General features: G+C 42.6%; 20 protein-coding genes and 1 other annotated feature. All 20 genes read left to right on the top strand.

Going from position 1 to position 18,944, the window contains the following annotated elements; all coding sequences use genetic code 11:
• The first annotated feature begins 360 nt into the window (after positions 1–360).
• Positions 361–1,395, top strand: a complete 1,035-nt coding sequence (gene hflK, locus OSJ91_RS20195) for an FtsH protease activity modulator HflK (protein ID WP_485891926.1) — start codon at positions 361–363, stop codon at positions 1,393–1,395.
• On the top strand, positions 1,392–2,324 hold the full coding sequence (hflC, locus tag OSJ91_RS20190) for a protease modulator HflC (protein ID WP_350299682.1): 933 nt from the start codon (positions 1,392–1,394) through the stop codon (positions 2,322–2,324). Before hflK ends, hflC begins: the two co-directional genes overlap by 4 nt.
• Before the next feature lie 126 nt (positions 2,325–2,450).
• Complete coding sequence (gene polA / locus OSJ91_RS20185) at positions 2,451–5,075, top strand: DNA polymerase I (protein ID WP_485890305.1); 2,625 nt, start codon at positions 2,451–2,453, stop codon at positions 5,073–5,075.
• A 19-nt stretch (positions 5,076–5,094) separates the two neighbouring features.
• On the top strand, positions 5,095–5,925 hold the full coding sequence (mutM, locus tag OSJ91_RS20180; RefSeq protein ID WP_350299680.1) for a DNA-formamidopyrimidine glycosylase: 831 nt from the start codon (positions 5,095–5,097) through the stop codon (positions 5,923–5,925).
• A 79-nt stretch (positions 5,926–6,004) separates the two neighbouring features.
• The gene (gene ytaF, locus OSJ91_RS20175; RefSeq protein ID WP_034309090.1) at positions 6,005–6,637 is read left to right on the top strand and encodes a sporulation membrane protein YtaF; all 633 of its coding nucleotides are present in this window, start codon (positions 6,005–6,007) and stop codon (positions 6,635–6,637) included.
• 21 nt (positions 6,638–6,658) lie between these two features.
• Positions 6,659–7,258 carry a dephospho-CoA kinase gene (gene coaE, locus OSJ91_RS20170; RefSeq protein WP_350299679.1) on the top strand — a complete coding sequence of 200 codons (600 nt, stop codon included), beginning with the start codon at positions 6,659–6,661 and terminating at the stop codon, positions 7,256–7,258.
• A 159-nt stretch (positions 7,259–7,417) separates the two neighbouring features.
• Positions 7,418–8,455 (top strand): glyceraldehyde-3-phosphate dehydrogenase, encoded by a 1,038-nt coding sequence (locus OSJ91_RS20165; protein ID WP_350299678.1) that lies wholly within the window; start codon positions 7,418–7,420, stop codon positions 8,453–8,455.
• A 347-nt stretch (positions 8,456–8,802) separates the two neighbouring features.
• Positions 8,803–9,183, top strand: a complete 381-nt coding sequence (gene speD, locus OSJ91_RS20160; protein WP_034311443.1) for an adenosylmethionine decarboxylase — start codon at positions 8,803–8,805, stop codon at positions 9,181–9,183.
• Between the two features lie 269 nt (positions 9,184–9,452).
• The gene (gene nrdR, locus OSJ91_RS20155; protein WP_034309080.1) at positions 9,453–9,914 is read left to right on the top strand and encodes a transcriptional regulator NrdR; all 462 of its coding nucleotides are present in this window, start codon (positions 9,453–9,455) and stop codon (positions 9,912–9,914) included.
• A 58-nt stretch (positions 9,915–9,972) separates the two neighbouring features.
• On the top strand, positions 9,973–11,391 hold the full coding sequence (locus tag OSJ91_RS20150; protein WP_350299677.1) for a replication initiation and membrane attachment family protein: 1,419 nt from the start codon (positions 9,973–9,975) through the stop codon (positions 11,389–11,391).
• Positions 11,378–12,316: a primosomal protein DnaI gene (gene dnaI, locus OSJ91_RS20145; RefSeq protein ID WP_485890304.1), complete on the top strand. Its 939-nt coding sequence runs from the start codon at positions 11,378–11,380 to the stop codon at positions 12,314–12,316. The genes OSJ91_RS20150 and dnaI overlap by 14 nt, the downstream gene beginning before the upstream one ends.
• 121 nt (positions 12,317–12,437) lie before the next feature.
• Positions 12,438–13,298 carry a sporulation protein YtxC gene (ytxC, locus tag OSJ91_RS20140; protein ID WP_485890303.1) on the top strand — a complete coding sequence of 287 codons (861 nt, stop codon included), beginning with the start codon at positions 12,438–12,440 and terminating at the stop codon, positions 13,296–13,298.
• A gap of 389 nt (positions 13,299–13,687) precedes the next feature.
• Positions 13,688–15,619: a threonine--tRNA ligase gene (gene thrS / locus OSJ91_RS20135; protein ID WP_214748463.1), complete on the top strand. Its 1,932-nt coding sequence runs from the start codon at positions 13,688–13,690 to the stop codon at positions 15,617–15,619.
• Positions 15,620–15,725: 106 nt separating this feature from the next.
• Entirely contained in the window at positions 15,726–15,896 is a 171-nt protein-coding gene (locus OSJ91_RS20130; RefSeq protein ID WP_153246102.1) for a hypothetical protein, read from the top strand.
• Positions 15,897–15,948: 52 nt separating this feature from the next.
• A complete protein-coding gene (locus OSJ91_RS20125; protein ID WP_485890302.1) occupies positions 15,949–16,443 on the top strand; it encodes a GNAT family N-acetyltransferase in 495 nt (164 codons plus the stop codon).
• Positions 16,444–16,568: 125 nt separating this feature from the next.
• Positions 16,569–16,705: a sequence feature (ribosomal protein L20 leader region), on the top strand.
• A gap of 98 nt (positions 16,706–16,803) precedes the next feature.
• Positions 16,804–17,304: a translation initiation factor IF-3 gene (infC, locus tag OSJ91_RS20120; RefSeq protein WP_034309072.1), complete on the top strand. Its 501-nt coding sequence runs from the start codon at positions 16,804–16,806 to the stop codon at positions 17,302–17,304.
• A 34-nt stretch (positions 17,305–17,338) separates the two neighbouring features.
• Positions 17,339–17,539 (top strand): 50S ribosomal protein L35, encoded by a 201-nt coding sequence (gene rpmI / locus OSJ91_RS20115; protein ID WP_034309070.1) that lies wholly within the window; start codon positions 17,339–17,341, stop codon positions 17,537–17,539.
• 35 nt (positions 17,540–17,574) lie between these two features.
• Positions 17,575–17,934: a 50S ribosomal protein L20 gene (gene rplT / locus OSJ91_RS20110; RefSeq protein WP_034309067.1), complete on the top strand. Its 360-nt coding sequence runs from the start codon at positions 17,575–17,577 to the stop codon at positions 17,932–17,934.
• 68 nt (positions 17,935–18,002) lie between these two features.
• Complete coding sequence (locus OSJ91_RS20105) at positions 18,003–18,278, top strand: DUF1294 domain-containing protein (RefSeq protein ID WP_350299673.1); 276 nt, start codon at positions 18,003–18,005, stop codon at positions 18,276–18,278.
• A 60-nt stretch (positions 18,279–18,338) separates the two neighbouring features.
• Entirely contained in the window at positions 18,339–18,908 is a 570-nt protein-coding gene (locus OSJ91_RS20100; protein ID WP_485890301.1) for a TVP38/TMEM64 family protein, read from the top strand.
• The last annotated feature ends 36 nt before the right edge of the window (positions 18,909–18,944 follow it).

Here is an 18,944-nt window from a genome sequence, read left to right as displayed (position 1 = left end):
CAAGGAGTTAAACATTGACAGAGACATAGTCTCTGTTTGATTTTGTAGTAGTTCAATCTAAATTTTAAAGCAAAGATGATTGGAACAGGTGAGCGAAACTCCTGTAGGAATAGCCCGTCCAAGGAGAACCTACAGGTGCAAAGGACGGAACGCGAGTGCCCTACGTTGCAATCAACATTCAAATTGTACAAAACCCTAAAAAACTGTAGGCAGAGACATAGTCTCTGTCTTTTAATTTTGGCTATATTCCCCGGGAACCATTCCTCTATCCTATTTTCCTGGGAAAATATTTGATTTTTATGAAACTTTAGGCCCTTTCTTGCGTAAATAAGATATAACTGCAAAGAAGGGGTGATACATATCGTTAGCTTAAAAAGGATATATACAATCACAGGACTTGTCTTTCTTATTTTAATTTTAGGTGTAGTTGCGATATCGACCTGGTACACGGTTGATGAATCCGATCAAGCTGTCATAATGACGTTTGGTAAAGTGGAGGAGACGATAACGGAACCAGGACTTCACTTTAAACTGCCTTGGCCCATTCAATCGGTCGAGAAATTATCCAAAGAAACATTCAGTCTTAAATTTGGATATAAGGAAGAGGATGGAGAGGTGACGGATTACCCGAGTGAGACCAAAATGATTACGGGTGATGAAAATATTGTGCTGGCCGACCTAGTGGTTCAGTGGAAAATCACCGACCCTCCAAAATATCTATACAATGCAGAAGATCCAGAAAAAATATTATACGATACGACTTCAGCTGCATTACGGAGCATAATCGGCAGCACGAAAATCGATGATGCCCTTACATCTGGTAAAGCGCAAATCGAAGCGGATGTACGCGATTTATTGTCACAGCTAATGGAGAAATATGATGTCGGAATTTCCATATCTGCGGTTAAACTCCAGGACGTGGAGTTACCTAATGAAGAAGTGCGGAAAGCATTTACCAATGTAACGGATGCCCGGGAAACGGCGAATACGAAAATCAACGAAGCGGATAAATATGAAAATAAGCGTATGAATGAAGCGGAAGGGGAAAAAGATGCCCTCATTTCACAGGCTAATGGGGATAAAGCTGCCCGTACGGAAGCTGCCCGCGGGGATGTAGCGGTCTTTGAAAAATTACTCAGTGAGTATAAGGGCAATAAGGGGATTACGAAGGACCGCCTTATTATTGAGACCCTTGAGGAAGTATTGCCGAATGCAGAGATTTATATTATGAATGATGACGGAAACACAATGAAGTACTTGCCGCTTCGCTCACTTGAAAAGGAGGAAACGAAAAAAACTCCTGCCCCTGATGAAGCCGCTATACCTGAAGAAGAAACGAAAAAAGGGAATGTATCGGAAGAAAAAGCGACTGGGGAAGGGGGCTCTAAACAATGAGTGGAAAAATAATAGATTTCTCTGAACTCAAAAAAGGGAATTTTCATTGGAGGGGCTATGTGAGATTCGGCATTTTCCTGATTATTATCATCGCGCTGCTGCTAATCATCTTCACCAATGTCTATATCGTCAAAGAGGGAGAATACAAGGTCGTCCGCCAATTCGGTGAGGTGGTAAGGATCGATAAGACCCCGGGATTGAAGGCGAAGGTGCCATTCATTCAGAGTGTCGTGACCTTGCCGAAGTATCAAATGACTTCCGATGTTTCAGAAGCGGAAATCAATACGAAAGATAAAAAGCGGATGCTGATCGACAACTATGCCGTTTGGAGAATAGAAGATCCGAAGAAATTGATTACAAATGCAAGGACACTTGAGAATGCCGAAACGAAAATGGAAGAGTTCATCTATTCGGCAGTTCGTTCAGAGCTGGGCCAGCTGAATTATGATGAGATCATCAATGATGAGAAGTCATCCAGGGGAAGTTTAAACGACCGCATAACCGAAAAAGTCAACGATCTGCTGCAAAAGGACAGTTATGGCATCAGCCTGACGGATGTCCGGATAAAGCGTACTGACCTGCCTGCCGAAAACGAAGCATCCGTCTTCAAGAGGATGATTTCCGAGCGGGAATCGAAAGCGCAAGAATACCTATCAAAAGGTGATGCGAAGAAAAACCGTATCATCGCGGATACCGATCGGAAAGTGAAAGAATTGCTCTCTACTGCAGAGGCTGATGCAGAAGTGATCAGGGCTGAAGGAGAAGGGGAAGCAGCGAAAATCTATAATAAGTCGTTTTCCAAAGACCCCGAATTTTATAAACTATACCGGACTCTTGAATCCTACAAAAAAACGATCGGAGATCAAACGGTCATCGTTCTTCCTTCGGATTCCCCTTATGCCAGCTTGTTAATGGGAAATACTAAATAACCTTGATGCCGTCATTTTTCTTTCCGCTTCTACTCATGGTAGAATAGAGAAGGAAAATGAACGGCTTTTTGCGTTTTATATAGAAGCTATAACTACATAAATCTGTATGACTGGAGGAAGACGGATTTGGATAAAAAGCTAGTACTCATAGATGGAAACAGCATTGCATACCGTGCGTTTTTTGCGCTTCCGCTCTTGAATAATGATAAGGGTGTCCATACGAATTCCGTGTACGGATTCACCATGATGCTCAACCGCATTCTTGAAGAAGAAAAGCCAACGCACATACTTGTGGCATTCGATGCAGGTAAAACGACATTCAGACATGCATCATTTAAAGAATATAAGGGGGGGCGCCAAAAAACGCCGCCAGAATTATCGGAGCAATTCCCTTTCATTCGCGAGCTGCTTGATTGTTTTCAAATAAAAAGGTATGAACTGGAGAACTACGAAGCCGATGATATTATCGGTACGCTGTCTTTACAAGCGGAAAAAGATGGTTTTGAAGTGAAGGTCATTTCCGGTGATAAGGATTTAACACAATTATCCTCCCCTAGTACGACGGTTTCCATCACGAAAAAGGGGATTACTGAAATTGAGGAATACACTCCAAAGCATATACATGAAAAATATGGTCTATCCCCTTTGCAAATCATTGATTTAAAAGGGCTGATGGGAGATGCCTCCGATAATATCCCCGGTATTCCGGGTGTTGGTGAAAAGACTGCCCTTAAATTATTGCATCAATTTGAAACGGTTGAAAACCTTCTGCAGTCGATTGATGAGGTTAGCGGACAGAAATTGAAAGAGAAAATAGAAGAACATAAAGACCTGGCCTTATTAAGCAAAGAGCTGGCTACAATAACGAGGGAAGCGCCGCTTGAAGTTTCCGTAAACGAGACCGAGTATACTGGCATGGATCAGGATCGAGTCATCTCATTCTATAAGGAGCTTGGCTTTTCGACTTTGCTCGATAAATTGGATGTAACGGAAAGTGCGCCGCTTGAACAGGAGAAGATTGAGGTTCACTCGGCTGAAATGACAGAAGGGATGTTTGCCGATGAAAGTGCTTTGTATGTTGAAATTTTAGAAGATAATTATCATCGTGCCGATATAATAGGGATCGCCATCAGTAATGAACAAGGTCATTTTTACTTCCATGGAGATGATGCTCTGAGTTCCGGTGCCTTTAAATCCTGGGCAGAGGATGAAACAAAAAAGAAAACGGTTTTCGATGCGAAGCGTACGGTTGTGGCACTTCGCCATCGAGGAGTCGAAATAAAAGGCATCGATTTTGATGTATTTTTGGCATCCTATATCCTGGATCCGGCAGAGTCAGTGGACGAAGTGGCAGAAATCACGAAAACTCAAGGTGCTATCCGCCTTGAAACGGATGACGTTTTTTATGGAAAAGGTGCAAAACGCAAAATACCTGAGGAAGCGGAATTGAGGGAGCATATCGCCAGAAAAGCGAAGGCGATTCTGTCCCTGAAAGAACCGATGATTGATAAGCTGCAAGAGTTCGAGCAATTTCACCTATTTACGGAACTGGAGCTGCCACTATCGATCATCCTGGCCAATATGGAATGGCAGGGAATCAAGGTGGATATAGGTCGACTGAAAAACATGGGACAGGAAATAGCCATTCGCTTAAGAAACATCGAGGCACGAATTTTTGATTTGGCTGGAGAGGCGTTCAATATCAATTCACCTAAACAGCTTGGGGCCATCCTGTTTGAAAAGTTGGAGCTTCCTGTCATGAAGAAAACTAAAACAGGTTATTCGACGTCAGCCGATGTGTTGGAAAAACTGGAGAGCAAGCATGATATCGTTAAGGAGATACTATTGTATCGCCAGCTTGGTAAGTTGCAATCCACTTATATTGAAGGGTTGCTTAAGGTGGTCAATGGTAAAACGGACAAGGTGCACACCCGGTTCAACCAAGCATTGACCCAGACCGGCCGTTTAAGCTCAACAGATCCCAATCTGCAGAATATCCCGATCAGACTGGAAGAAGGAAGGAAAATCAGGCAGGCCTTCATTCCTTCCGAAAAGGATTGGATCATTTTTGCTGCCGACTACTCCCAGATCGAGCTGCGCGTTCTGGCGCATATCGCCAATGACAGCGGATTGGTGGAAGCATTCCAGGCCGGGATGGACATCCATACAAAGACAGCCATGGATGTGTTCCATGTATCGGCAGAGGAAGTCACTTCGAACATGAGGCGCCATGCCAAAGCGGTCAACTTCGGAATCGTTTATGGTATAAGTGATTACGGGTTATCGCAAAGTCTTGGCATTACGAGAAAAGAAGCTGGAGAGTTCATCGAGAAGTATTTAAGAAGCTTTCCTGGTGTTCAGGAATATATGGAAGAAAGCATACATGAGGCCCGTCAAAAAGGGTATAGCACGACTCTGATGCAAAGAAGGCGCTATATACCTGAGATAACAAGCAGGAATTTCAACATAAGGAGCTTTGCCGAACGGACAGCAATGAACACGCCGATTCAGGGCAGCGCCGCGGATATCATCAAGCTTGCCATGATAAACATGAATAAGCGCCTGAAAAGTGAAGGGCTTAAAACGAGAATGCTTCTTCAGGTGCATGATGAATTGATTTTTGAAACCCCTCCTGAGGAACTGGAAATCCTTAAAGCGATCGTTCCGGAGGAAATGGAAAATGCCATTGAATTGAACGTGCCCCTTAAAGTGGATTATGCTTTCGGGCCAACATGGTTTGATGCCAAATAATATAAGATAGGTGATTGCAATGCCAGAACTTCCAGAAGTGGAAACAGTCAGAAGAACGTTAGAGCAGCTCATACTCGGAAAAGAGATCAAGGAAGTGTCCGTCTTCTGGCCAAAGATCATTAAAGCACCTGAACCTGTCGAACAGTTTCAGGATGCTTTAAGGGGACAGACGATAAGGGGAATAGGCCGTCGGGGCAAGTTCCTCATTTTCACCTTGGATGATTATTCGATGGTTTCGCATTTAAGAATGGAGGGGAAATACGGCGTGCATCCAAAAGAAGAGCCGTATGATAAGCATACCCATGTGATCTTCACTTTCACTGATGGCAGTGAACTTCGGTACAGGGATGTCCGGAAATTCGGAACGATGCATCTATTTGCCAAAGGGGAAGAACTTGATCGGCTGCCCCTGTTGCATTTAGGGCCGGAACCGTTGTCTGAAGATTTTACTGTCGAGGGGCTAAGTAGGAAGCTGGCAAGAACCAACAGGAAAATCAAGCCCGTTCTCCTTGATCAAACGGTTGTCGTAGGGATTGGGAATATATATGTGGACGAGTCGTTATTCCGCTCCCGTATCCATCCGGAGAGAATCGCTTCTTCACTCTCATTGCAGGAAATCAAGACGTTGCATGCTGAAATCATTGCGACTTTAGGGGAAGCTGTGGAAAAAGGCGGAAGTACGATTCGTTCATACATTAATTCCCAAGGGCAAATCGGCATGTTTCAGTTGGAACTGAATGTTTATGGACGAAAAGGCGAGAACTGCAAAGCATGCGGCACGCCCCTTGAGAAACTGGTTGTTGCAGGACGGGGTACACATATTTGCCCGTTATGCCAGCCGCTTAAATAGGTAATGTTTTTAAAAACACATCGGATGGGCTCCTTCCATATACTAGGGTAGCAACGTGTAGGGAAGGAGTAATATTCCGATGTGGCTACAAATTATTTTTCTCGCTTTTGCAGTTAGTATTGACGGATTTGGCGTAGGTTTGACATTCGGTATGCGGAAGATGAAAATCCCCTTAAGGTCAATAGCGGTCATCTCATTTTGTTCTGCATTGAGTTTAGGTATAGCGATGGTCATCGGACAATTCATCAGTCAGCTCATATCTATCGGGGCGGCTGAAAAAACAGGCGGCATCATCCTCATTTTTCTTGGTGCCTGGATGGTATACCAGTATTTTAAGCCTGAAAAAGATTTGAAAGATGATAGATATCATGAAAAGATCATCTTTAATTTTGAAATTAAATCACTTGGGGTAGTGATTAATATTTTACAAAAACCATTGAATGCCGATTTTGATAAATCAGGTACGATTACAGGTGTTGAAGCGCTTGTTCTGGGGTTTGCACTTTCGCTGGATGCGTTCGGGGCCGGAGTAGGAGCGGCTATGATCGGGATTTCACCCATCATCCTCGCAGGGTGCATCGCTGTTATGAGTTCGATTTTCATTTGGAGCGGAATTCAAAGCGGGAAATTGCTCTCAAATAATAAAGTTGTCCAGCATTTGACCTTTCTTCCAGGTGTACTATTGATTATCATCGGTTTATTCAAGTTATGATAAGTTTAAAAGGGGGAGCTTATGGGACAAATCATCGGAATCACCGGAGGCATTGCCAGTGGGAAAAGCACCGTTAGCCTCTATTTACAGGAACTCGGATTCACGATTGTCGATGCTGATCTGGCTTCCCGTGCTGTCGTTGAGCCAGGTGAAGAAGCCTATCACCAAGTTGTGAAGGCATTTGGTGAAGATATCTTATTGACGGATGGGAATATAGATCGCGTAAAGCTCGGGTCGATTATATTTAATGATCAAGAAAAGAGATTGCTATTGAATGGCATCGTTCATCCTGCCGTCAGGAATTGGATGCGGCTGAAAACGGAAGCGGCACTATCATCAGGAGAAGAAACGGTGTTCATGGATATTCCGCTCCTATTCGAAAGCAAGCTGACATTCATGGTGGATAAGACGCTTTTGATCTATGTGGATGAGCAAGTTCAATTGCAGCGATTAATGAACAGGAATGGTCTTTCGGAGACGGAGGCACTTGCCAGGATCAATTCGCAAATGCCCTTGGCTGATAAAAAGGCTTTAGCGGATGCCGTCATCGATAATAATGGGGACATTAATGAAACGAAGCGGCAAGTGAAGTCCATACTTAGCGAATGGTATGTCATATAATCATGATAAAAAGAAGAAACCGCCCGGTTTCTTCTTTTTATGTTGAAAAAATAAGAACAATCCACATTTTTATTAGCACAATTCCTCTGAATTATGTTATACTAATTACATACGAAAGGTAATAAGTATAACACTAATATTTTCTGGAGGGTCCGAACAATGAATTCAAGAATAGCGATTAACGGATTTGGGAGAATTGGAAGAATGGTTTTCCGAAAAGCCATATTAGATGAGAGTTTGGACATTGTTGCCATTAATGCAAGCTATCCAGCTGAAACTTTAGCACACTTACTAAAATATGATACGATACATGGTAAATTCGACGGTATCATTATAGCTGAAGATGATTCACTAGTAGTGAATGGCCGCCGAGTAAAACTAATAAATAACCGCGATCCAAAGCTATTGCCTTGGAAAGAGATGAACATAGATATTGTAATTGAAGCCACTGGTAAATTCAATGATCGTTCTAAAGCGGCTCTTCATTTAGACGCAGGAGCAAAAAGAGTTATTTTATCAGCCCCGGGTAAAAATGAAGACGTTACCATTGTAATGGGAGTAAATCAGGAAGTGCTGGAAATTGACAAGCATTTCGTCATATCCAATGCATCTTGTACAACGAACTGCCTTGGACCGGTTGCAAAAGTGCTTGATGAAAAATTTGGCATAAACAACGGTTTAATGACAACGATACATTCTTATACAAATGATCAAAATAATATCGATAACCCGCACAAAGACTTGAGACGTGCCCGTGCCGCTGCGGAAAGCATGATTCCTACGACTACAGGAGCTGCAAAAGCCATCTCACTAGTTTTGCCGCAATTAAAAGGCAAGCTTCATGGAATGGCGATACGCGTACCGACACCTAACGTATCTTTAGTCGATCTTGTTGTGGATTTAAACTGTGATGTCACGATTGATGAAGTGAACCAAGCCTTCATCGATGCTTCAGAAAATGAACTCAAAGGAATCATGGAATTCACGATGGAACCTTTAGTTTCCAGTGATTTCAAAACGAATCCACACTCTGCAATCATCGATGGGTTGACGACGATGATGATCGGGGACAGGAAAGTGAAAGTCCTTGCATGGTATGATAATGAGTGGGGTTACTCCAACCGGGTAGTGGACCTAGTGAAATTGGTTGGCTCAGAGTTGAAAAAAACTTCAGAAGTCGAATTATCAGTAAAATAAAAAGAAAAAGCCGAGCCTGCTAAAATTTTTTAGCGGGCTATTTTTAATACAGTGATCAATCAATTCCTTGCTGCTTTAAGGCGCTGAATAAACCAGAATACAGAATTTGCTCCAATCGCAATATCCCTATTACATATAAAGTTTATCTTTCCAAAAATTCAATTTGGAGTTGCAAAAAAAATTCAAACCATATATACTATGAATCGTGAACTTCTTCAATAGCGGTTTGCATGATGGCTACTTAAAGGGTTAGGACCTCTTTGGACTAACTTTCCCCCGTGGTAGTTATCAGAACTTATTTTTAAATCATGGTAAGGGGGAAGCTTAATATGGAAACAGCTTACACTATGGAAACTATGGGTAGACACGTCATTTCTGAACTTTGGGGTTGTGACTTTGAAAAACTGAACAATATCGATTTAATTGAAAAGATTTTTGTTGATGCTGCTTTGAAATCAGGTGCAGAGGTACGAGAAGTTGCCTTTCACAAATTTGCTCCACAAGGAGTCAGCGGGGTTGTCATCATTTCTGAATCACACTTAACGATTCACAGTTTTCCAGAACACGGCTATGCGAGCATTGATGTCTATACATGCGGTAACTTGGATCCGAATATTGCGGCAGATTATATTGCAGAAGCTTTGAATGCGCAAACACGTGAAAACATAGAATTACCACGTGGATTAGGTCCTGTACAAATGAAAAAAGCCAATATAAGTGCCCTATAAAAAACACGTATACACAGAGATGCCATGGGTGCATCTCTTTTTTAATGCAATCAATCGGCAGTCTGCTCCCCTTATAGGGGAGGCTGCCCTTGCAGCATAAAGACTTTGACAACGGTGCTTCAACGGCAGAACAAAAAGTGCCTGCTGCCGGAAGTTACACTTTTTACTTGTACTGGCCGTTCCATTTAATATAAGATTAAGATAGAGAAGTAATTCCTTGGGGAACATTTAGATAGGGGAGTCCTACATAAAATACGGAGCTGATAATGATGAAATGCCCATCATGTCAATATAACGGAACAAGAGTGCTCGATTCCAGGCCAGTCGATGAAAGTAAATCGATTCGACGACGCCGTGAATGTGAGGCATGTGGTTTTCGATTCACGACATTTGAAAAGGTGGAGGAAACACCGCTTATTGTAGTGAAAAAGGGCGGGACGCGGGAAGAGTTCAGTCGTGATAAAATCCTGCGTGGCTTAATCAGGGCTTGCGAAAAACGTCCGGTTCCCTTGAAAGAACTAGAGCAAATTACCAGTTATGTAGAAAAAGAACTACGCAACCAGGGCATATCGGAAGTGAAAAGCGACAGTGTCGGCGAGATGGTGATGGACAAGCTGGCAGAAGTCGATGAGGTTGCCTATGTAAGGTTCGCATCCGTCTATCGACAATTTAAAGACATCAATGTCTTTATCGATGAATTGAAAGATTTGATAAATAAAGAAAGAAAGTAGAGCTGAAGATTCACTTTGGCTCTTTTTTCACTACATCTTTTGAAAGGTTTGAATGGAGATGTCAAAGCATTGGCAAGAATTGCTCCCAGCTGATTCATATTTGGTCTCATCTGCGGGGCTGCTTCATGACTATGATCGGAAAATACTTACCCGACTATATCAACCTCTTATTGGACCTATATGCATTAGCCTATATATGACGTTATGGAGTGAGTTGGAGGAGAACAGGTTATGGTCGGAAACCTCCTCACATTATCAATTAATGAATACCATCGGCCTTAAGTTAGCTGATATTTACGAAGCCCGGCTTTTACTTGAGGGAATCGGTTTGTTGAATGTATATAAGAAATCGAAAAATGAAACGAAGGAATTCATCTATGAGTTAAACCCGCCGCTTTCCCCCCAGCAGTTTTTCACGGATGGAATGCTGAATATTTACTTATACAAAAAAATCGGTAAAGCGCAATTCAACCGGTTAAAGAGATTCTTTTGTGATGACCATATCTTAACCGATCAATATGAAGGTGTGACTAAATCTTTTGCGGAAGTGTTCTCATCAGATCATTTGGATTCTTTATATGTAACGGATGAAGCGAAAAATGAATGGCAACCGATGCCTGAACAGCAATACATCGATCGGACTGAAGGCGTCGAGCCATCGGGGTTTGATGACTTATTTGATTTTGACCTTTTATTTGCCGGGATGAAATCCTCGATCGTACCGAAAAAGGCCTTTACTCCGAAAATAAAAAATACGATTGCCAAACTTGCTTTTTTATATGGCATCGATCCGCTTGAAATGCAAAAACTAGTAATGGATGCCGTTTCATTGGATGATGAGATCGATGAGGAAGTGCTCAGAAAGGCGGCAAGGGACTGGTATCAGATTGAACGACAGGCCGATATGCCTTCCCTTGTCAATCGGGTGCAGCCGATTCGTGAACGGACACAAAAAGAGGAACCGAAAACACAGGAACAAGAGTTAATCCGTCATTTGGAGACGATTTCCCCAAGGGAGCGGCTGATGCAATTGTCTGGCGGTGCAGAGCCATCAAGCGGTGATTTGAAAGTCGTTGAGGGCGTGATGATCAATCAAAAGCTGAATCCGGGTGTCGTCAATGTCTTGATTGAATATGTCATGCTCAAAACGGATATGAAGTTCACGAAGGGCTATGTCGAAAAGCTGGCAGGCCATTGGGCACGACTGAAGGTCTCCACGGTGGTCGAGGCGATGGAGCTGGCTAAAAATGAACATAGGAAATATCAGGACTGGGCTCAAGGAAGCAGGAATGCTGCGAAGGGCAGCCGGAAAAAGGCGATACGGGAAGAAGTGGTTCCGGAGTGGCTTGAGAAAAAAGAAGAAGCACAGCAGGAGCAGAATGCAGATCAGCCTGAATTGGATGCCCAGAAACGCGAGCTTCTGGAGAAATGGAAGCAGTGGAAAGCAGGAGGTGAAATGAACGATGGAAAAGATTAATAGGTCCCTTAATAAATTGGCCAATACAAATCAATTTCAACAGCGTTATGAAAAGCTGAAACAGGAGATTTTTGAAAACGAACAAGTGCGGTTATTTTTGAATGCCAACAGCTCGACGGTCACGAAGGAAATGATTGATAAAAACTTGGGGAAGCTTTATGAGTTCACTTCACAAAGCAATAAGTGTGATAAATGTCCAAGCTTGGATGGCTGCATCAATATGATGCAAGGGTATTATCCCAAATTGGTGGTTCAAGGGAAAGCCCTGAACCTGCATTATGAAGTCTGCCCGCGGAAATTGGCAGAGGATGAAAAGCGGAAACGGGAAAAGTTGATCCGCAGCCTGTATGTACCGAAGGATATTTTAAAGGCGAGCATTGAAGACTTTACCCAAACGGATAATGAAAACAAACGCTTGTCTGTCTTAAGTAAAGCGATGTCGTTCATTATGGAATATGAGCCAGGTAAAAGGCAAAAAGGCTTATATATATATGGGAAATTCGGTGTTGGGAAAACGTACTTATTAGGTGCGATCGCCAATGAACTTGCAAAAAGGCAAATTTCCTCCCTTATTGTCTATGTACCTGATTACTTGAGGGAACTTAAGGGATCGATAGGTGATAATACGGTCAATGAAAAAATTGAAATGGTGAAAACGGCACCTGTCCTCATGCTTGATGATATTGGAGCGGAGTCCATGACGAGCTGGGGACGCGATGAGGTTTTTGGTCCGATTTTGCAATTTAGGATGCTGGAAAACCTGCCGACGTTTTTCACTTCGAATTTTGACTTGAATGGCCTGGAGAACCACCTGACCTTTTCACAGCGTGGTGAGAAGGAAGAAGTGAAGGCGGCCAGGGTACTGGAAAGAATTCAATATTTAGCTGAGCCGGTCAAGCTTGATGGCGTGAATCGGAGAAGATGAAGAAAAGTGGTCTCTTAATGGAGGTCACTTTTTTCTTCTTACAAGGCCCATCCTACTTCTAAACACGTCCCCATCCCCATATACATGAAAAAAGAAGCAAGGGGGAAGGGGGGATGTCGTAGTGCAAATTTCTTTTCAAAACGATTCAGAGGCATTGAAATTACTGAATTTCGTTTCTGCCCATCCACTGGGGGCAGAATTTCAAGCATATATTCGATTTCTTCCGCAACAAGGCATGTATGTGGATATGACGGAGTCTTCAGGTGATGAATGGCTAATTCTGCTTCGTGATGCATTTCATTCTTTTTTATTGGAAGAAAAGACGCTTCCTGTTCTGGAGCAAATAATAGTCGGTAAATTTTTTTATAGGGAACGGGAAGAAATTGAAGCCATCATTGAAATTGCATCATCAATCATCGAGGTGGAAAGAGCCAGGAGTCAAGATGAAGCATTCAGTACGGAGAAACGATTGATTGAGGAAGGACTTCAAAGCATCTTGGCTGGAAAGGTATCTTTTTCATTCGATTCTTTTACGACCTTCCGTTTGAAATCATTTCAGCACACGTTGGAAAAGTATGTCGTCAAAGCGATTGATGAATACAAGCTGGAACAGGACTATCAAAATTTCATTGCTACGCTCCGTGATTGCCTTCATGGGCAGGAGTCGAAATTAAGAAAACTTCACCTGGTGAACCGGGATGGTTTTCATTTCTATGATCAGAAGTTCAGCAAGCTCGACCGTCCAAAAATCAATAGTATGATCGACAGGAGGCTTCTTGCCAAAAGTTCACTATTTCTCGATACGGTGATACTTGCCCCGCTTTTATCGATTGCTCCTGAAAACTTGTGTATCTATACCGATGACAAGGAAGAGGGGCTGATCCAGACCATTTCAAGGATTTTCGAAGAACGGGCCACTATCCTGCCACTTTCGTCATTTGCTATGCATTTGAATGATCTTTCGTGGAAAAAAGAAAATTAACCTTGATTTTCACCGTATAACAAATTATAATTTCCTACATACTATTAAAAAACTAAAAGTTATGATGAGGACAAGGGTATTCTAGTCGCCGATTATCAGAGAGGGGAGCCAACAGGCTGTAAGCTTCCTATTCGCATGGAACACTTACCACCTTTAAACTTCGGCTCGGAAAGCAGGCATTCTGCGAATATGAGCTGACGGGAAGCTGCCGTTACCAAGTTACAAGTGCCATTTTGCCGTGAAAAGCAAGCTGGAACGAGGGTGGAACCGCGGGTTAATGATATTTATTACTAAGCTCGTCCCTGTTTTATACAGGGACGGGCTTTTTTGTGTTGTAATGGAATCAAATACCTGTAATTTGTTCGAACAATAAGAAGGAGTGAAACTCAATGTCAGAATTACTGAAAATATCTTTTCCTGACGGAGCGGTTAAGGAGTTTGCTAAAGGCACAACAACTGAAGACATCGCTGCATCCATCAGCCCTGGTTTAAGGAAAAAATCCATTGCCGGAAAATTCAATGGTGAATTATATGATTTGAAACGCCCGATTGAACAAGATGGTTCAATCGAAATCGTCACACAGGACACAGCGGATGCTCTTGAAGTATTGCGTCACAGTACAGCGCACTTGATGGCACAAGCGATCAAACGTTTGTACAAAAACGCTAAATTCGGCGTAGGGCCAGTCATCGAGGGCGGCTTTTACTATGATATGGATATGGAGGAATCTTTGACTCCCGAAGACCTTCCATTGATTGAAAAAGAAATGAAGAAAATCGTCAACGAGAACTTGGAAATTTCCCGCATCGAAGTAAGTCGTGATGAAGCGATTTCCCGTTTTAAAGAAATCGGCGACGAGTATAAATTGGAGTTAATCGATGCAATTCCTGCCGATCAGCAGGTAACACTTTATGAGCAAGGGGAATTCTTTGACCTTTGCCGTGGAATTCATGTTCCATCAACTGGGAAAATCAAAGAATTCAAGCTATTGAGCATCGCTGGAGCATACTGGAGAGGCGATAGCAAAAACAAAATGCTGCAACGCATTTACGGTACGGCTTTCTATAAAAAAGAAGATTTGGCCGAACACCTGCGTTTCCTTGAAGAAGCCAAGGAACGTGACCATCGTAAAATCGGTAAAGAATTGAACTTGTTCATGAGCTCACAGAAAGTGGGACAAGGGCTGCCGATGTGGTTGCCAAAAGGAGCGACCATCCGACGGACAATCGAAAGGTATATCGTGGACAAGGAAGAACGTTTGGGTTATGACCATGTCTACACACCTGTGATGGGTAGCGTGGACCTTTATAAAACTTCTGGACACTGGGATCATTACCAGGATGGCATGTTCCCAGTCATGGAGATGGAAAACGAACAGCTTGTCCTGCGTCCGATGAACTGCCCGCATCACATGATGGTCTATAAAAACAGCATCCACAGCTACCGGGAACTGCCAATCCGGATTGCCGAGCTAGGATTGATGCACCGCTATGAAATGTCAGGTGCCCTTTCCGGCCTTCAGCGTGTACGTGGGATGACATTGAATGATGCGCACATTTTCGTCCGCCCCGACCAAATCAAAGAAGAGTTCAAGCGCGTTGTGAACCTGGTTCTGGAAGTATATAAAGATTTCGATATCAAGGATTATTCATTCCGCCTGTCTTATCGCGATCCGCAGGATACAGAAAAATACTTCGATGATGATGACATGTGGGAAAAAGCGCAAAGCATGTTAAAAGGCGCAATGGATGAACTTGGTCTGGATTACTTTGAAGCGGAAGGTGAAGCGGCATTCTACGGTCCTAAGCTCGATGTTCAGGTACGTACTGCTTTAGGAAAAGATGAAACGCTTTCCACTGTTCAGCTTGATTTCTTGCTTCCTGAACGTTTTGATCTTAATTACGTCGGTGAGGACGGCAAGCAGCACCGTCCGGTTGTTATCCACCGCGGCGTCGTTTCCACAATGGAACGTTTTGTCGCTTACTTGATCGAAGAATACAAGGGGGCATTCCCGACTTGGCTTGCACCTATCCAAGCACAAGTGATTCCGGTCTCACCTGAAGTGCACTTGGATTATGCGAAAGAAGTACAGGAAAAACTTAAAGCGCAAGGCATTCGTGTCGACCTGGATACACGTGACGAGAAAATCGGTTACAAAATCCGTGAAGCGCAAATGCAAAAAATCCCGTACATGCTGGTCGTTGGAGACAATGAAGCCAAAGAAGGCAGCGTGAATGTACGTAAGTACGGTGAACAAAAATCCGAAACGATCGCTTTTGAAGATTTCGTTTCAGCGATTAAGGCGGAAGTGAGCCGTTAACAGCAAAAAGAGGGGCACATATAGTTGTGTCCCTCTTTTTAATTATGGCATGATAAAATGAAACCATCATGTGAAAATATGTACAGCAATGAAAAGGAGGGGCAGCATGAAAAAGAAATTTACTTATCTATTCGGACCGACATTCCTTGTCATCATCATCTTATTGTTATTGGATGGTTATCGACAATACGCCATCGTCCCGGTCCTGTTTTTTTGGATAGCCCTATTTTCTTGGGACGCCATTGAGAAAAAGAAAAAGGCGAAAGAAGACTCTTAACATTTGATGGCTTCGGTCATTATGGACTGTAACTAAAGGGGGAGTGGGATAAATGGAGATTAGAAGAGCTTCATGTAAAGACGCGGGTAACTTGGCTGCTCTGTTCAATCATGTTGAAGATTCCGGGTATATGCTGTTCAACCCTGGGGAAAGAAAAGCGACAGCGAAACAAATGGAGAAGCAAATGGAACAAATCGAAAAAAATCCCCCTTCCGTTTTCCTCGTTGCTGCTAGCGGCCATGAACTGAATGGTTACCTGATATTATTGGGCAATCAAATGGGCCGAACGAGGCATTCAGCCAAAATCGTCATCGGCATCAATGAACAGGACAGGGGAAAAGGCATCGGTACGAAGCTATTTCAGAAAATGGAGGAGCATGCACGGACAAACGAAATCCGGCGCCTGGAATTGTCCGTGATTGCAAACAACGCCCCTGCGCTTTCCTTATATCGAAAGATGGGTTTTGAAAAGGAAGGAATAAAGCGGGAATCACTGTTTTTTGATGGGAAGTATCATGATGAATATTTTTTGTCCAAATTACTTTAAAAAACGTATTGTCAAATAACTGAATGTCTGATAATATTAATTTTGTTGTGAAAAACGAATAAATTAGCATTTGACAAGTCATCAGTGTTTATGATATATTTCTAAAGTGAATTGAATACGTGTTTGATGAAAAGAAGAAGCACCCGCTTCTCACCTGGTTGACGCAAACAATGCAGTTAACAGGTCATGATTTGATTATTTGGATCTTTCTGAATGAGTCTATCAGTGTGGGTGCAGCATGCATCCACACTTTTTTATTATGATTATATCCTGTAAGCGAGTTGTGAGCGTGACCGAATTTATTCAAATATTCGTATTCGCCAATATCTTTGGAGGTGGCTAACTATTAGTAAAGACGCGATGGTAAACGAGGGCATCCGAGCCCGTGAAGTTCGTCTTATTGACCAAAACGGAGAACAACTTGGAATTAAAACGAAATTCGAAGCATTGGAAATTGCCGCTCGTGTAAATCTTGATCTAGTTTTAGTTGCTGCAAATGCAAAGCCTCCGGTAGCCCGGATCATGGACTACGGAAAACACCGCTTCGAGCAGCAAAAGAAAGACAAGGAAGCACGTAAAAATCAAAAAGTCATCAGTCTGAAAGAGGTTCGTTTGAGCCCGACGATTGAAGAACACGATTTCAATACGAAGCTTCGCAACGGTATTAAATTCCTTGAAAAAGGCGATAAAGTAAAAGCTTCTATCCGATTCAAAGGACGTGCCATTACGCATAAGGAAATTGGTCAACGTGTACTCGTTCGTTTTTCTGAAGCATGTAAAGAAGTGGCTACAATCGAGCAACACCCAAAAATGGACGGGCGCAGCATGTTCATTATCTTAGCACCGAAAAACGAAAAGTAATTGTAAAGTAATTTGTAATGAGGAGGAATACCTTATGCCTAAAATGAAAACTCACCGCGGATCTGCTAAACGTTTCAAAAAGACTGGATCCGGCAAACTTAAGCGTTCTAACGCTTACACAAGCCATTTATTTGCTAACAAATCTACTAAGCAAAAGCGTAAGCTTCGCAAAGCTAGCCTTGTAAGCAAAGGTGACTTCAAACGTATTCGTCATATGCTAGACAACATTAAATAAGTTCGATTTATCGAGTTAAATAGGAGGGAAATAACATGCCACGTGTAAAAGGCGGTACTGTTACTCGCAAACGTCGTAAAAAGGTAATAAAATTAGCTAAAGGTTACTATGGCGCGAAACATATTCTTTTCAAAGTAGCTAACCAACAAGTAATGAAGTCAGGAAACTATGCTTTCCGTGACCGTCGTCAAAAGAAACGTGATTTCCGTAAACTTTGGATCACTCGTATCAACGCTGCAGCACGCATCAACGGTCTTTCTTACAGCCGTTTAATGCATGGTCTAAAGCTTGCTGGTATCGAAGTGAACCGCAAAATGCTTGCTGATCTTGCTGTTGCTGACGAACAAGCTTTTGCTCAATTAGCAACTGCTGCTAAACAACAATTAGACAAATAAGTCTGACTGATACAGCCACTCTCTTTTCAAGAGGGTGGCTTTTTACATATTTAAAGGAGGGAATGAGGATGCAAGGAGTATGGTTCATTGCTGCTTATATAATCATCACAAACATCATCGGGTTTGCCTTAATGGGAATCGACAAAAGGAAAGCGCGTAATGGGGAGTACCGGATCAGTGAAAAGACACTTTGGTTTTGGGCGGTCATAGGCGGAGGGACTGGGTCCTTTTTGGGGATGAAGCAATTCCGCCATAAGACGAAGCATGCCGCTTTTAAGTGGGGCCTGCCTATATTGATGATTCTTCAGATAGGCTTATTGATTAAGATATTCATTCAATTGTAATATGTAGCCCGTATAATGTATATGCTTGTAGAAGCAGCAAAGAGTAGCTGGAGGGAGAGCATGAATGATAAACTGACACTTGTGATGAGCTACGTTCAATCAGGAAGCGTGTTTGCACCGTTGATTTTTATCACTTTTCATTTATTAAGGCAATTTTTATTCATTCCCGTCATTGTGGTTTGCATGTCTGGCGGAGTATTATTCGGGGCAGCTTTTGGAACCATCTATTCGGTAATCGGTTTGACGTTGTCCAGTATGGCCTTTTATTTCGTGATAGGCAAATTTCCGAAGACAAAGGTTAGGCTGCTGCGGCTTAAGAATAAGCTGTTTGGAAACCGAAAGCTAAACAGCCGGCAAATTGCAGTACTGAGGCTAATACCATTCATTCACTTTTACTTGCTGTCGCTTTGCTTATTGGAATCCAATAAAGGGCTGAAAAATTATTTTTATCTATCCTTCATGACCAATCTCCCTGTAGCATTCGTATATACCGTTTTTGGCCACTATATTGCAGATTTCAGTCCAACCCTGATCGTCATCATTTTATTATCCTTAACCTTATTGCTCTATTTATTGAGAGAGAAGCAGACGGTCGTTCCCTGGAAGGAATTTTTTCGTTCAGATGATTAATATAGAGCCTTGAGTACATTTTTCTCAAGGCTCTTC

This window comes from Bacillus sp. T-10(2022) (assembly GCF_056502895.1).
This window is presented reverse-complemented; position numbering and strand designations above follow the sequence as displayed.

Coding starts and splice junctions, on each gene's coding strand:
- hflC (WP_350299682.1), top strand. CDS start 1,392: ATGAGTGGAAAAATAATAGATTTCTCTGAACTCAAAAAAGGGAATTTT.
- mutM (WP_350299680.1), top strand. CDS start 5,095: ATGCCAGAACTTCCAGAAGTGGAAACAGTCAGAAGAACGTTAGAGCAG.
- ytaF (WP_034309090.1), top strand. CDS start 6,005: ATGTGGCTACAAATTATTTTTCTCGCTTTTGCAGTTAGTATTGACGGA.
- coaE (WP_350299679.1), top strand. CDS start 6,659: ATGGGACAAATCATCGGAATCACCGGAGGCATTGCCAGTGGGAAAAGC.
- OSJ91_RS20165 (WP_350299678.1), top strand. CDS start 7,418: ATGAATTCAAGAATAGCGATTAACGGATTTGGGAGAATTGGAAGAATG.
- speD (WP_034311443.1), top strand. CDS start 8,803: ATGGAAACTATGGGTAGACACGTCATTTCTGAACTTTGGGGTTGTGAC.
- nrdR (WP_034309080.1), top strand. CDS start 9,453: ATGAAATGCCCATCATGTCAATATAACGGAACAAGAGTGCTCGATTCC.
- OSJ91_RS20150 (WP_350299677.1), top strand. CDS start 9,973: ATGTCAAAGCATTGGCAAGAATTGCTCCCAGCTGATTCATATTTGGTC.
- dnaI (WP_485890304.1), top strand. CDS start 11,378: ATGGAAAAGATTAATAGGTCCCTTAATAAATTGGCCAATACAAATCAA.
- thrS (WP_214748463.1), top strand. CDS start 13,688: ATGTCAGAATTACTGAAAATATCTTTTCCTGACGGAGCGGTTAAGGAG.
- OSJ91_RS20130 (WP_153246102.1), top strand. CDS start 15,726: ATGAAAAAGAAATTTACTTATCTATTCGGACCGACATTCCTTGTCATC.
- OSJ91_RS20125 (WP_485890302.1), top strand. CDS start 15,949: ATGGAGATTAGAAGAGCTTCATGTAAAGACGCGGGTAACTTGGCTGCT.
- infC (WP_034309072.1), top strand. CDS start 16,804: ATGGTAAACGAGGGCATCCGAGCCCGTGAAGTTCGTCTTATTGACCAA.
- rpmI (WP_034309070.1), top strand. CDS start 17,339: ATGCCTAAAATGAAAACTCACCGCGGATCTGCTAAACGTTTCAAAAAG.
- rplT (WP_034309067.1), top strand. CDS start 17,575: ATGCCACGTGTAAAAGGCGGTACTGTTACTCGCAAACGTCGTAAAAAG.
- OSJ91_RS20105 (WP_350299673.1), top strand. CDS start 18,003: ATGCAAGGAGTATGGTTCATTGCTGCTTATATAATCATCACAAACATC.
- OSJ91_RS20100 (WP_485890301.1), top strand. CDS start 18,339: ATGAATGATAAACTGACACTTGTGATGAGCTACGTTCAATCAGGAAGC.